The organism is Devosia sp. Z11_6, assembly GCF_058133665.1.
In genome coordinates this window covers 597,026-611,289 of the sequence record NZ_JBYUNQ010000001.1, presented here as the reverse complement: position 1 = coordinate 611,289, position 14,264 = coordinate 597,026, and the positions used below count along the sequence as shown (strand labels likewise).

The following is a 14,264-nucleotide window of genomic DNA, read 5'->3' as shown; positions in this document are numbered from 1 at the left end:
TTCCTCTTCAGGCGCGGCACAGCTTTAGGTCAAGCAGATGCCCCTGCCAACCCAACTAAGGTCGATTTAGCTCGTCTGCCTGCCACATAAACTTCGGCAATGGCGCGATCATCGCCCATGGTTTGCAGCAGGAAAAGTTCTTCGCTGAGGTGGTTCACCGTCGCTTGGCGCAGCCGCATGGCCGGGGTAGCGCCGGCATCGAGCACGACGAGATCGGCATCGCACCCCGGGGCAATGGTGCCGATCACGCCCTCCAGCGACAGCGCTTGCGCATTGCCCAGCGTGGCCATGAAGAACGAGTGCAGCGGGCTCAGCCTTTGCCCGCGCAACTGCCCCACCTTGAAGCCCTCGTCGAGCGTGCGCAGCATGCCAAAACACGTGCCCCCGCCAATATCGGTGGCGATGCCCAGCCGCACCCCTGCCCGCGCCAGCCGCTCGCGATCAAACAGGCCACTGCCCAAAAAGAGGTTGGAGGTCGGGCAGAATACCGCCACGGCGCCCGTTTCCGCCAGGACCGCGGTTTCGCGATGGTTGAGGTGGATACAGTGCCCCAGCAGCGTACGCGGCCCCAGCAGTTCATACTGCTCATAAATGCCCGCATAGTCCGGCGCGTCCGGATACAACTCCATCGAAAAGCGGATCTCGTCGGTGTTTTCGCTCAGATGGGTTTGCACATGGCAATCGGGATGCTCGCGCGCCAGCGCCTGCGCTGCCTCCATCTGGGCCGGCGTCGAGGTAATCGCGAAGCGGGGCGTGATCGCATAATGCGCCCGCCCCCGTCCATGCCAGCGCTCCAGCAGCGCCTTGCTGTCGTCATAGCTCGACTGGGCGGTGTCGCAGAGCGCCTCGGGCGCATTGCGGTCCATCATCACCTTGCCAGCGACCATCAGCATGTCGCGCCGTTCCGCCTCGGCGAAGAACGCATCCACCGATTGCGGATGGCTGGAACAATAAACAGCCGCCGTGGTCGTGCCATTGCGCACCAGCTCGTCGAGAAACCCCGCCGCCACGGCGCCGGCATGGCCCTGCTGCCCGAATTTCTGTTCTTCCACGAATGTGTAGGTGTTGAGCCATTCCAGCAGCGAGCCGGCATAGGAGGCGATCATCTGGCTTTGCACATAATGCAGATGCGTATCGATGAAGCCGGGCAGGATCAGATGCGGCCGGTGATCGATGATCTCGCTGTCACGGCTGTCGATCGCGCCGAAGTCGCCGACCTCGACCACCTTGCCACCGGCAATGGCTATCGCGCCATCTTCCCAGAAGCGGTAGCTCTCGGCGTCATCGGCCCCTTGTGGCTCGCGGACAAAGCTCAGCACCCGGCCGCGCAGAACCGTGCGGCTCACTCCCCCGAGCCCTCACGGAACCAGGCCACCAGCAGCGCCCGCTCCTCGGGCGTGATTTCGGTCACATTGCCCGGCGGCATGGCGTGGGAATAGCCGGCCTGCATGGCGACGTCGCGGGCGTGGTTGGCGATCGCCGCATCGCTGTCGAGAATGACATTCTTGGGCGCCTCATAGATCCCGGGCCAGACCGGCTCGGCGGTGTGGCACATCGAACAGCGCGTTTGCACGGCAAGACTGGCGTCGGCAAACAGGCTCGCGGCCATGAACGGCTCTGCCGCGCGCGACGTCACCGCCTGGTCCCCTACGCCCGGCAGCTTGGGGCCGCTTGAGAGCCACGCGATGATGACGAACAAGATCACCGCCACCGCCCAGGTCCAGTGCGGATTGCCCTTCCGGGCATGGCGCGTGTTGAAATAATGCCGTATCACCACGCCCACAAGGAAGATCAGCGAGGCGATGATCCAGTTCCACTGCGTCGCGAAGGCCAGCGGGTAATGGCTTGAAAGCATGAAGAAGATGACGGGCAACGTCAGGTAGTTGTTGTGCAGGCTGCGCTGCTTGGCGATCTTGCCATATTTGGCGTCCGGCACCCGCCCGGCCTTGAGATCGGCCACTACGATCTTCTGGTTGGGGATGATGATCATCGCGACATTGGCGGCCATGATCGAGGCGGTGAACGCGCCCATATGCAGCATCGCCGCCCGGCCGGTGAAGATCTGCGTATAGCCCCAAGCCATGGCGGTGAGGATCGCAAACAGCACCAGCATCAGCCCGTTCTGCGATTCACCCAGTGGCGATTTGCAGAGCCGGTTATAGACCACAAAGCCCAGCACGATGGAGCCCATGGAAAGTAGGATGGCCCCCCAGGCCGGCACATCGAGCACATTGCGATCAACCAGATACAGGTCGGCACCGACATAATAGATCAGCACCAGCAGCATGAAGCCGGACAGCCACGTCCAGTAGCTCTCCCATTTGAACCAGGTCAGGTGCTCGGGGAGGAAGTCGGGCGCCACCAGATATTTCTGGATGTGGTAGAAGCCCCCGCCATGCACCTGCCATTCCTCGCCATGCGCCAGCGGCGGCAGGCTCGGCGTCTTGCGCAGCCCCAGATCGAGCGCAATGAAATAAAACGACGAGCCGATCCAGGCGATTGCCGTGACCACGTGCAGCCAGCGCACCGCAAACATCAGCCATTCCCAAGCAATCGCATAATCCGGCATTTTTCGTCCCTTCGATACACCCCTGGCGGCATGCTGGCTTGTTCAGCCACCGCGACCGGGGCTCCAGCCCTCCCTCCCCCTTGAGGGGAGGGCCGGGGTGGGGTCCCTCGGTGATGCTCCGCCTCACCTCCCCCACCCGCAGCCGCTCAGCAAAAGGGGCAGGCCGAAACCCGCCCCTTCCAACTCGATTCGAACCCCAGCTTATGCCGGCTGTTCGACGCCTTCCACATACCAGTCCATGCTGAGCAGCTCGGCATCCGTCATGGTCACGCCGGCCGGCACGCGCTCGGTGCCGGTATTGTCCTTGATGGGGCCGGTGAAGATGTGGAACGAGCCATCGATCTGGCCGGTGCGCACGGCCTCGGCTGCAGCCTTGACCTCTTCGGTGACCTTGGGACCATAGGGCCCGATCTGCACCACGTCTTCCTTGAGGCCTTCCCAGGTGTCGCCAGCGGTCCAGGTGCCGTCGATCAAGGCCTGGGCCGAAGCCACATAGCGCGGGCCCCAGTGGTCGATAATCGAGGTCAGCTGCGTTTCGGGCGCAAAGGCGCTCATATCGGCGCCCTGGCCAAACCCGCCAATAATGCCGCGTTCCTGGGCCACCTGCAGCGCTGCCGGGCCATCGGTATGCTGGGCAATGATGTCCACGCCCTGGTCAATCAGCGCGCGGGCCGCATCGGCTTCCTTGGCCGGATCGTTCCAGGTCGAGATGTAAACCGGCTTGACCGTAATGGCGGGGTTCACCTTGCGGGCCGACAGCGCCAGCGCATTGATGCCCATCACGACTTCAGGGATCGGGAACGAGCCGATATAGGCGAGCTTGCCGGTCTTGGAGAGGTGCCCGGCAATGGTGCCGCAAACGGCGCGGCCTTCATAAAAGCGCGCATTGTAGAGGCCGACATTGTCCGCCTTCTGGTAGCCCGTGGCATGCTCGAACTTCACGTCGGGGAACTGCTGGGCAACCTTCATCACGGAGTCGCCAAAGCCAAAGCTCGTCGCAAAGATCAGCTTGTTGCCCTGCTGGGCCAGTTCGCGCAGCACGCGCTCGCAGTCCGGACCTTCCGGCACGTTCTCGACATAGGTGGTCTCGACCAGATCACCCAGCTGCTCTTCCAGGAAGATACGGCCCTGATTGTGGGCATAGTTGTAGCCATTGTCGTTGATCGTGCCGACATAGATGAAGCCCACCTTGAGCGGCTCGCCCTGGGCGAAGGCGCGGGAGCCCAGCAGCGGCAGCGCAGCGGCGGCGGCGCCTGCCTTGAGGATAGTGCGGCGGTTAAGGGTCATGTGTCTCTCCTGATGGTCGTGGTTGCTTGAAACGGTCGTTGGCGCCGGCTCAATTCGTGGGCAGGAACGGCTTGCCGAGGCAGGCCGGAGCATTGGTGGACGCATCGCGCTTGATCGAAATCAGCACGAGCACGATGATGGTCGCGAGGTAAGGCAAGGCGGCCCAAAGTTCGGACGGAATAACCGACAGCACTCCGCCGCCGGCCTTGGCGTAAAGCTCCATGGTCATCACAAGACCAAAGAGGTAAGCCCCCGCGAGCAGGCGGAACGGGCGCCAGGAGGCGAACACCACCAGCGCCACGGCAATCCAGCCGCGACCGGCCGTCATCCGCTCGGCCCATTGCGGGGTCAGCAGAAGCGGGAAACACGCCCCGGCAATACCGGCCATCGCCCCGCCGAACAACACGGCGAGATAGCGCACGAGCTTGACGCTGTAGCCGATGGAATGGGCCGACAGGTCGTTCTCGCCCACCGCCCGCAGGATCAGCCCGGGCCGGGTTTTCTCGAGGAAATACCAAACGGCAAACACCATGAAGAACGAGAAATACACCGGCGCCGAATAGCCGAACACCACCCGCAAGACCGGGTGGCTGGCAAGCTCGGCGGGAAACAGCGGCCCCATCAGCTGAATGGGCCGGGCGGAAAACGGCGCGCCGGCCAGCGCCGAAAATCCCGTGCCGAAAATGGTCAGCGCCAGCCCGGTCGCGGTCTGGTTCGCCGACAGGCTCAGCGTCAGGAAGCCAAAGATGATCGAGGTCGCCGCCCCGGCCGTCGCCCCGCAAAGCAGCGCGAAATAGGGGTTGCCCGTATAGAACTGGCCCGCAAAGCCGGCGATGGCGCCGACCAGCATCATGCCTTCGACACCGAGGTTGAGCACCCCCGACTTTTCCACCACGAGCTCGCCGAGCGCAGCCAAGAGGATCGGGGTCGCCGCAAACACCAGCGTGACGATGATGGGAATGATGATTTCCATTACGCCGTCCCCGGCGCCGCGGCGCTATGAACCCGGCGCACGCGATAGCGCACCAGCAGGTCACCACCCAGGAGGAAGAACAGCACCATGGCCTGGAAAATGCCCGTGGCGGCATTGGGCAGCCCGATCGTCGTTTGCGCCACTTCCCCACCCACAAAGGTGATTGCCATCACGAGGCCGGCAAAGATCACCCCAAGCGGATTGAGCCGTCCCAGGAACGCCACGATGATCGCGGTAAAGCCGTAATTGGTGGGAAAGCCCGGCACCATGCGCTGGAACGGCCCGGCCACTTCCAACACGCCCGCAAGCCCCGCAAGGCCCCCCGACACCAGCATGGCCAGCCAGATCGTCTTGTTCTCGGAAAATCCGCCATAGCGCGCCGCATGGGGCGCCGTGCCCACCACGCGCATCTGATAGCCGAATACCGAGCGCGACATGATGAACCACGCCACGAGTGCCACCAGCACCGCGATCGGCACACCCAGATGCACGATCGTGCCCGGCAGGATGGTGGGCAGCCGCGCCGCCTCGGCAAATAGCCGCGTCTGGGGGAAACCCATCCCCATCGGGTCCTTCCAGGGCGCGCGGATCAGGTAATAGATCAGCTGCACCGAGGCATAGGTCAGCATCAGCGAGGTCAGGATCTCGTTGACGTTGAGGCGCGTGCGCAGCAGCGCCGGAATGGCCGCGTAAGCCATGCCCCCGAACACGCCGGCGAGTACCATCAGCGGCAAGATCCAGGGCCCGTTGAGGCCATGGGTCGCCAGCGCCACCCAGGTGCCGGCCAGCCCGCCAACCACATATTGCCCCTCGGCGCCGATATTCCACACATTGGCGCGGTAGGCGATGGAGAGCCCCACCCCAATAATGATCAGCGGCGCCGCCTTCACCCCCAGATCCTGCCATTTATAGGAATTGGTCAGCGGCGTGAGGAAGATCTCGCGCACCGCCCCGATCCCGTCATAGCCGATCAGCGAAAAGATGATCGCGCCCACCACCATGGTCAGCACCACGGCCGCCACCGGCGTCAGATAGCGCATGAGTTGGCTGGGCTCGCGCCGTTTTTCAAGCCGGAACAGCATTGCTTGCCTCCGTGGCGCCATGGACCCCGCCCATCAGCAAGCCGATTTCTTCCACACTCACCTTGCCCACCGGCCGCGCCGCCGAAAGGCGGCCAAGATTGATCACCGCCAGCGTGTCGCACAGCGCCAGGAGCTCATCGAGGTCCTGGCTGATCACGACGATGGCCGAGCCTTCCCCCGCCAGATCCACCAGCGCCTGGTGGATGGCCGCGGCGGCGCCGGCATCGACGCCCCAGGTCGGCTGGCTGACCACCAGCACGCTCGGGCGCTGCAGGATTTCGCGCCCCATGATGTATTTCTGCAGATTGCCGCCCGACAGCGATCCCGCCATCGAACTCGGGCCCAGCGCCTTGACCGCAAAATCGGCGATCACCTTGCCCGTATAGGTCTTGGCCGCGCCCGAATTGATGAGACCCAGCATCACCATGCCCAGCCGATCGCGCGCCGTCAGCACCGAATTGTCCGCCAGCGAGAACTCACCCACCGCCGCATGGCCATTGCGCTCTTCGGGTACGGCACACAGCCCGCGCTTGCGCCGGCCGGTCGTGTTGAGCAGCCCCAGCGGATAGCCATCGAGCGTAATGGCTTCCTTGTTATCGCCCAGGATCTCCCCGCTCAGCGCATCGAGCAGGGCGTTCTGCCCATTGCCCGCCACCCCGGCAATGCCAAAGATTTCGCCCGCCCGGACGGTAAAGCTCACATCATTGACCGGCACGTCGAAATGGCCGATCTTGTGCGTCGAAAGCCGCGACACGACCAGCTTGGGCGCACCCAGCTGCCGCCCCTTGGCTCGCACAATGTCGCGCAACCCCGTGCCGATCATCTTTTCGGCCATGGAGCGCGACGTTTCCTGCTTGGGATCGCAGGTGTCCACGAGCTTACCGCCCCGCAGGATCGTCGCCGTATCGCACAGCGCCTTGATCTCATCGAGCTTGTGGGAAATGTAGAGGATCGAGCAGCCCTGCGCCGCCAGCTTGCGCAGCACTTCAAAAAGCTGCTCCACTTCCTGCGGCGTCAAAACCGAAGTGGGCTCGTCCATGATCAAAAGCTTGGGATCGAGCAAGAGCGCCCGCACGATCTCGATGCGCTGCCGCTCCCCCACTGACAAGGTCGCGACCGTCCGGTGCGGATCGAGCAGCAGCCCGTAAGTCGTCATCACCTCGCGGATGCGCGCCTCAAGCTCGCGGGATTTGAGCGAGCCATCCATCCCCAGCGCGATGTTTTCGAGCACCGTCAGCGCTTCAAACAGGGAAAAGTGCTGGAACACCATGCCGATGCCCAGCTTGCGGGCGGCCTTGGGATTGGCAATCACCACCGGCTCGCCGTTCCAGCGGATTTCGCCAGCATCGGGCTGCATGATCCCATAGATCATCTTGACCAGCGTCGACTTGCCCGCGCCGTTCTCGCCCAGCAGCGCATGGATTTCGCCCGGCTTGACGCCAAACGAGATATTGTCATTGGCAAGAACGCCGGGAAACTGCTTGGTGATCCCGGTCAATTGCAGTCGCAACGGCATGCTAGCGTCCATCCACGGCCCTCAGTTCCCTGGTGCCCTGTACATGCCCAATATCAGCTTCCCGCCGACCAATCTGAACCATAATTTCTGCTGCCGCTAGTGCCGCAATGACTTCGGGGCGCTTATCCCCAAGCCCTTGGCGGCCAATGGGTGAAACGAGCCGCTGGAGGGCCGCAGGGTCTCCTCCTTCGGCGCGAAACCAGCTGCTGAACCTGGCGCGCTTGGTCGCCGATCCCACCATGCCGATATAAGGACTGTCCGCCCGCTCCAGCGCTTCCTTGGAGAGAAGGAAATCGAGCGCATGGTCATGGGTCAGAACAACAAAACTGCTGCCCGGCGGCGCCGACCGGATCGCTGCTTCCGGCAGCGGCGTCAGCCGCGCCTCGACGCCGGCCGGCAAGCCAACGAGCTCGCTCGCCCGCGTATCCACCACATGTGCCTGCACCGGCAACAGCGCCAGCGCCTGCGCCAATGCCCGCCCCACATGGCCGGCACCAAAGACGAAGACATGCGGCAGCGCCCGATCTTCCGCCGCCACCCGCTCGAGCAGGGCTTCGCGCAGCGCGGCATCGGCATAGCGCAACTGCACCCCAACGCGCCCGCCGCAACATTGCCCGATCTCTGGCCCGAGCGGCACATCCATGGCCGCCTCCGCCTGCCCCGAGGCCAGCAGCCGCCGCGCATGGTCGATCACCATATGCTCAAGCGCCCCGCCCCCGATCGTGCCGAAAATCCCTTGCGCACCCACCAGCATGAACGTGCCCTGCTCGCGCGGGCTCGACCCGCGCACCCGCGTCAGCTCACAGGCAATCGCCTCGCTGTTGGCGCGAAGGAAAGATTGCAGCTGTGGCAGGCGCAGAGTCATGACAGCCGTCCCCGCAAGCAGGCACGCGGGCTGATCCCGGAGCTTCGGGCTCGTGCCCTCCCTCCTCCTTGAGAGGAGGGCCGGGGTGGGGGTCCAACCGTCGGGCGCAAAACCATCACCCCCGCGCTTCCCGCTTCAACCGCTCGCACCCCAGCAGCACCCGCTCGGGGGTCACCGGCGTATCGAGCCGCGGCGGCAGCTTGTAGTCGGCCACCGCTGCCACCGCCATCGAGAGCGCTTCCACCACGCTCATCGCCAGCATCAGCGGCGGCTCGCCCACCGCCTTGGAGCGCCCGATCGTCGGTTCGCTATTCTCGGACCATTCCGCCAGCCGCACATTGAACACGGGCGGCACGTCGCTTGCGAGCGGGATCTTGTAGGTCGAAGGCGCCTTGGTGCGCAGCTGCCCCTTGGCATCCCACCACAATTCTTCGCTCGTTAGCCACCCCATGCCCTGGATGAACCCGCCCTCGATCTGCCCGAGGTCAAGCGCCGGGTTGAGCGACTTGCCGACATCATGCAGGATATCGGCCCGGTCCACCTGGTATTCGCCGGTGAGCGTATCGATGGTGACCTCGGAAACCGAGGCGCCATAGGAATAATAATAGAACGGCTGCCCGCGTCCGGTGGCCCGGTCCCAATGGATCTTGGGGGTCTTGTAGAAACCCGCCGCCCAGAGCTGCACCCGGTTGAGATAAGCCGAGGCCACCAGTTCCGTGAATGGGACGAACTCTTCGCCCGCCATGATGCCCTCGGGCACCCAGACGATCTCGGCCTCGTCGCACTGGTAGAGCTTGGCGGCATGGGTGGCGAGCCGCTCCTTGATCTGCCGGGCCGCATCCCAGGCGGCCATGCCATTGAGGTCCGAACCCGACGAGGCCGCCGTCGCCGAAGTGTTGGGCACTTTGGCGGTCGAGGTCGTCATGATCTTGATGCGGTCGAGCCCGACGCAGAAGGCTTCCGCCAGCACCTGCGCCACCTTGGTATGGAGCCCCTGCCCCATTTCCGTGCCGCCGTGATTGAGCTGGATCGTGCCGTCCTTGTAGACATGCACCAGCGCCCCGCCCTGGTTGTACCAGGTCGCGGTGAATGAAATGCCGAACTTGACCGGCGTCAGCGCAATGCCCTTTTTCAGCACCGGGCTCGTGGCATTGAACGCCAGCACCGCGCGGCGCCGCGCCTGATAGTCCGAGCTGGCTTCCAGCTCGCTCACCACCCGCGCGATCACATTGTCGGTGATCGTCTGGTGGTAGGGCGTCACATTATTGCTGTCGGTGCCATAGAAATTGGCCTTGCGGATCTCGAGTGGATCCTTGCCGAGGCTGTAGGCGATTTCCTCGATCCAGCGTTCCGCCGCCAACATGCCCTGCGGCCCGCCAAAGCCGCGAAAGGCGGTGTTGGACACAGTGTTGGTATAAAGCGGCTCCGAGCGCGCCCGCACCGCCGGATACCAATAAGCATTGTCGCAGTGAAACAGCGCCCGGTCCGTCACCGGTCCCGAAAGGTCCGAGGAGAACCCCGCGCGCGCGCCATACACGGCATCCACGGCCTGGATGCGGCCGGCTTCATCGTAGCCCACATCATAATCGACGACGAAATCGTGCCGCTTGCCGGTCGCCGTCATGTCGTCATCGCGGTCGGGCCGGATCTTGCAGGCACGGTTCCATTTCTTGGCTGCCAGCGCCGCCACCACGGCAAAGAGGTTCCCCTGCGTTTCCTTGCCGCCAAAGCCGCCGCCCATCCGGCGCACATTGATCGTCACCGCGTGGTGCCCGATATCGAGCACCTGCGCTACCATCAGCTGCACTTCGCTGGGGTGCTGGGTGGAGGCATAGATCGTCACATCCTCGTCTTCGCCCGGGATGGCAAAGGCGATCTGCCCCTCGAGATAAAAGTGATCCTGCCCGCCGATCACCACGCTGCCCTTGACCCGCTTGGGCGCGGCCTTGAGCCCCGCCTCCACATCGCCGCGCTGCAAGGTCAGCGGATCGACCACGAGCTTGCGGCCGGCCGCCTGCGCCGCGCGCACATCGCCGATAAAGGGCAGTTCTTTGTAATCGACCACAGCGAGATGCGCCGCCCGTCGCGCCTGGTCGCGCGTTTCGGCCAAAACGGCAAACAGCGGCTGCCCCCAGAACTGCACCTTGCCTTCCGCAAAGATCGGCTCGTCGTGCCGGTGGCTCGGGCTGATGTCGTTCTCGCCCGGAATATCGGCCGCTGTCAGCACCCCGATTACCCCCGGCGCGGCCAGCACCGGGGCAAAATCAATGCCCAGGATTTCTGCATGCGCCCGCGTCGAGAGCGCCAGATAGGCATGCATCGTGCCCCGCGGCTCGATCATATCGTCGATATATTCGGCCGTGCCCGCCACATGCTTGGGGCCGCTATCGTGCCGCGTGGGTTGATGCAGGGTGGAACGCAACAGGGTCGGATGCTTGTTCATCACGCCACCTCCCGCTTCAGCCGCACCTGCCCGCTCGTGCTTTCATGAAAGAGCCGGCGCAGCAGGTTTTGCGCCACCAGCAGCCGGTATTCGGCCGAAGCGCGCATATCGCTGATCGGCTGATAATCCTGCGCGAAAGCTTCCACGGCCCCCTCGATCGTCTCGAGGCTCCAGGGCTTGCCGACCAGCGCCGCTTCCACCGCCCGAGCCCGCTTTGGCGTCGCCGCCATGCCGCCAAAGGCGATCCGCGCCATCCCCACGCTCCCGGCATCGTTGACGAACACCCGGAACGCCCCGCAAACCGAGGAAATATCCTCCTCCCGGCGCTTGGAGACCTTATAAACCGCGAACCGTTCGCCCGCCGGCAGATGCGGCACGGTCACGCTTTCCACGAACTCGCCGGGCGCGCGATCCTGCTTGCCATAGGCAAGGAAATAGTTCTCGAGCTTGATCTCGCGCCGGTGCTCGCCGCGCCGCAGCGTCAGCTTGGCCCCGAGCGCAATCAGCGCCGGCGGCGTATCGCCAATCGGCGAGCCATTGGCGATATTGCCCCCGATCGTGCCCATATTGCGCACCTGCTCGCCCGCCAGCCGGCTCCACAGCTCTTCCATTGCGGGGAAATAGCTCTGCAGGATCGGCAGCGCCTCGGAATAGCTCACCCCGGCATAAAAGCGCACTTCGCTGTCGTTCTCGGCGATGCGCTTGAGCTCAGGCAGGTGGTTGATGAAAATGGCCGGCCCGATCGGGCGCAGGAACTTGGTGACCCAAAGCCCCACATCGGTGGACCCAGCGACAATCGTCGCCTCCGGGTTCTGCTCATAAACCGCGGCGAAATCATCCAGGCTGGCCGGCACGATGATCCGCTCCGCCCCTTCCCCGATCTCCACCCGCCTGCCGTCGTTGAGCGCCAGGATCCGCCCCTTGAGCGCAATCCGCTCCGCCCGCAGCGGATCGGCCTCAGGCGCGCCATAGCTCGAAATCGCCTGCGCCGCCCGGATGATCGGCGCATAACCGGTGCAGCGACAGAGATTGCCCTGCAGCGCCTTTTCCACCGCGCGCTGGCTCGGCTGCGGGTCGCGCATCCACAGACCATAGAGCGACATCACGAACCCGGGCGTGCAGAAACCGCATTGCGAGCCATGGTGATCCACCATCGCCTGCTGCACCGGATGGAGCGTGCCATCCTTGGCCGCCAGATGCTCGATCGTCACCACATGCGTGCCATGCAGGCTCGCGACGAACCGGATACAGGCCGTGACGCTGTCATAGATGATCTCGTCGCCGATCACCCGCCCCACCAGCACGGTGCAGGCCCCGCAATCGCCCTCCGCGCACCCTTCCTTGGAGCCGCGCAAGCCGCGTTCGAGCCGCAGGAAATCGAGCAGCGTCTGCTCGGGCCGAACCTGGGTCAGCACCACTTCCTGGTCGTTGAGGATAAAGCGGATCGCATTTGCAGTCTCAGCCATCAGCTGCCTCGATAAGTGGAATAGGCAAAGGGGCTCACCAGCAGCGGCACATGATAATGCTTGTCTTCGCTGATCGTGAACCGCACCGGCACCACGTCCAGAAATGCCGCTTCCGGCTCCATCCCCAGTCGGGCGAAATACTGCCCCACATGGAAGTGGATCTCGAACTCGCCCTGCTGGAACTGTTGACCCTCCAGCAGCGGCTGGTCGACCCGGCCGTCGGCATTGGTGTAGCTCTCGGCAATATGGTGATTATGATCGCCATGCACAAACAACAGGTCGAGGCGCATGCCCCGCGCCGGCGTGCCGTTCATGGTATCCAGTACATGCGTCGTCAGGCGTCCTGAACCCGCCATTATTCTTCTACTTCCCTGGTCCCCGCCCCGCGAGATTAAACCAATAGCGCCAGCGGGCAACGCCTAATTTTTACCAGCTGGTCCAAATTTGTGCATCTTGGTGCGACGCCCGCGACTCGCTAGGCTCGATCAGACACTTGCCCGGAACTTCTCTCATGAATCGTTACCCCCGCGACATGCATGGTTATGGCCCCACCCCGCCCCACGCCAACTGGCCCGGCGGCGCCCATATCGCAGTGCAGTTCGTGCTGAACTACGAGGAAGGGGGCGAAAACAACATCCTGCATGGTGACGCGGGCTCGGAAGCCTTTCTCGCCGATGTGGTGGGCGCCGCTCCCTGGCCCGGCCTTCGCCACTGGAACATCGAGTCCATGTATGAATATGGTGCTCGCGCCGGCTTCTGGCGGCTCCATCGCCTGTTCACCGAAGCCCGGCTGCCCGTCACCATCTATGGCGTCGCCACCGCCCTCATGCGCGCCCCCGCTCAGCTTGCCGCCATGCAGGATGCGGGGTGGGAAATCGCCAGCCACGGCCTCAAATGGGTCGAGCACAAGGACATGCCCGCCGAACTCGAGCGCGAGCAGATCCGCGAGGCCATTCGCCTGCACACCATCGCCACCGGCAGCCGCCCCTTGGGCTGGTATACCGGCCGCTGCTCGCTCAACACCGTCGATCTCGTGTCCGAAGAAGGCGGCTTTGCCTATGTCTCGGACACCTATGATGACGACCTGCCCTATTGGCGCGTCCACCAGAACCGCCCGCAGCTCATCATCCCCTATACGCTCTCGGCCAATGACATGCGCTTTGTCACCGCTTCGGGCTTTGACAATGGCGAGGAATATTTCCAGTTCCTCAAGGACAGCTTTGATTGCCTTTACGCCGAAGGCCAGGCCGGCTCACCCAAGATGATGTCGATTGGCCTGCATTGCCGCCTCGTCGGCCAGCCCGGTCGTTTCCAGGGCCTCAAGAAGTTCAGCGACTACATCAAGAGCTTCCCCCAAGTCTGGGTCCCGACTCGCCTCCAGATTGCCGAGCACTGGGCGCGCGAGCACCCCTACCAGGCGCCTGCCCTGGCTCCGAGCCAGCTGCCCAAACCCGAATTCGTCGAGCGTTTCGGCTCCATCTTCGAGCACTCCCCCTGGATCGCCGAGCGCGCCTGGGAAGGCGAACTCGCCCCTGCCAACAACACCGCGCTGGGCCTGCATTTCGCCTTGCGCACCCAGTTCCGCCTCGCCAGCGATGAAGAACGCCTCGCCGTGCTGCGCGCCCACCCCGATCTGGCCGGCAAGCTCGCCGCCGCCAGACGCCTCACCGAGGCCTCCACGGCCGAACAGGCCTCCGCCGGCCTTGATGCCCTCACCGACGAGGAGCGTGCCGAGTTCACCCGCCTCAACACCGCCTATGTGGAAAAATTCGGCTTCCCCTTCATCATCGCCGTGCGCGACAACACCAAGGCCACCATCCTCGCCGCCTTCCGCCATCGCCTCGACAACAGCGCCCAGGCCGAATTCACCACCGCCTGCCGCCAGGTCGAACGCATCGCCCAACTCCGCCTCCAGGCCATCCTGCCCTAGCCACTCTTTCTTCACCTCCCCCTCGACGGGAGAGGCCGGGTGGGGGTGCGAAAGCCCCAAAGCTCTTAGCTTATCCAAGCCACTCCCAAACCCTCAGCTCCTGCCCTCCCTCCTCCTTGAGGGGAGGGCCGGG

The 14,264-nt window shown here is 64.1% G+C and carries 11 protein-coding genes; 1 reads left to right on the top strand and 10 read right to left on the bottom strand.

All coding sequences use genetic code 11. From position 1 onward, the window contains the following. Positions 1-29: 29 nt before the first annotated feature. From guaD to uraH, 10 genes are all read right to left on the bottom strand, one after another. Positions 30-1,346, bottom strand: coding sequence for a guanine deaminase (gene guaD / locus AC3YMN_RS02835; RefSeq protein ID WP_489888851.1), 1,317 nt, complete (start codon positions 1,344-1,346; stop codon positions 30-32). Further along, entirely contained in the window at positions 1,343-2,569 is a 1,227-nt protein-coding gene (locus AC3YMN_RS02830) for a urate hydroxylase PuuD (RefSeq protein ID WP_489888850.1), read from the bottom strand. Before AC3YMN_RS02830 ends, guaD begins: the two co-directional genes overlap by 4 nt. A 201-nt stretch (positions 2,570-2,770) precedes the next feature. Next, positions 2,771-3,856, bottom strand: coding sequence for a BMP family ABC transporter substrate-binding protein (locus AC3YMN_RS02825; protein WP_489888849.1), 1,086 nt, complete (start codon positions 3,854-3,856; stop codon positions 2,771-2,773). 49 nt (positions 3,857-3,905) lie between these two features. Continuing rightward, entirely contained in the window at positions 3,906-4,829 is a 924-nt protein-coding gene (locus tag AC3YMN_RS02820; protein ID WP_489888848.1) for an ABC transporter permease, read from the bottom strand. After that, positions 4,829-5,911, bottom strand: a complete 1,083-nt coding sequence (locus tag AC3YMN_RS02815) for an ABC transporter permease (RefSeq protein ID WP_489888847.1) — start codon at positions 5,909-5,911, stop codon at positions 4,829-4,831. The genes AC3YMN_RS02820 and AC3YMN_RS02815 overlap by 1 nt, the downstream gene beginning before the upstream one ends. Further along, positions 5,895-7,427, bottom strand: a complete 1,533-nt coding sequence (locus AC3YMN_RS02810; RefSeq protein WP_489888846.1) for an ABC transporter ATP-binding protein — start codon at positions 7,425-7,427, stop codon at positions 5,895-5,897. The genes AC3YMN_RS02815 and AC3YMN_RS02810 overlap by 17 nt, the downstream gene beginning before the upstream one ends. Position 7,428: 1 nt before the next feature. After that, positions 7,429-8,292: a xanthine dehydrogenase accessory protein XdhC gene (xdhC, locus tag AC3YMN_RS02805; RefSeq protein ID WP_489888845.1), complete on the bottom strand. Its 864-nt coding sequence runs from the start codon at positions 8,290-8,292 to the stop codon at positions 7,429-7,431. 115 nt (positions 8,293-8,407) lie between these two features. Beyond that, entirely contained in the window at positions 8,408-10,735 is a 2,328-nt protein-coding gene (gene xdhB / locus AC3YMN_RS02800) for a xanthine dehydrogenase molybdopterin binding subunit (protein ID WP_489888844.1), read from the bottom strand. Next, positions 10,735-12,201, bottom strand: coding sequence for a xanthine dehydrogenase small subunit (gene xdhA / locus AC3YMN_RS02795; protein ID WP_489888843.1), 1,467 nt, complete (start codon positions 12,199-12,201; stop codon positions 10,735-10,737). The genes xdhB and xdhA overlap by 1 nt, the downstream gene beginning before the upstream one ends. Continuing rightward, positions 12,201-12,557, bottom strand: coding sequence for a hydroxyisourate hydrolase (uraH, locus tag AC3YMN_RS02790; protein ID WP_489888842.1), 357 nt, complete (start codon positions 12,555-12,557; stop codon positions 12,201-12,203). Before uraH ends, xdhA begins: the two co-directional genes overlap by 1 nt. A 155-nt stretch (positions 12,558-12,712) precedes the next feature. On the opposite strand from uraH, the gene puuE reads away from it, so the two are divergent. Next, positions 12,713-14,131 carry an allantoinase PuuE gene (gene puuE / locus AC3YMN_RS02785; protein ID WP_489888841.1) on the top strand — a complete coding sequence of 473 codons (1,419 nt, stop codon included), beginning with the start codon at positions 12,713-12,715 and terminating at the stop codon, positions 14,129-14,131. The last annotated feature ends 133 nt before the right edge of the window (positions 14,132-14,264 follow it).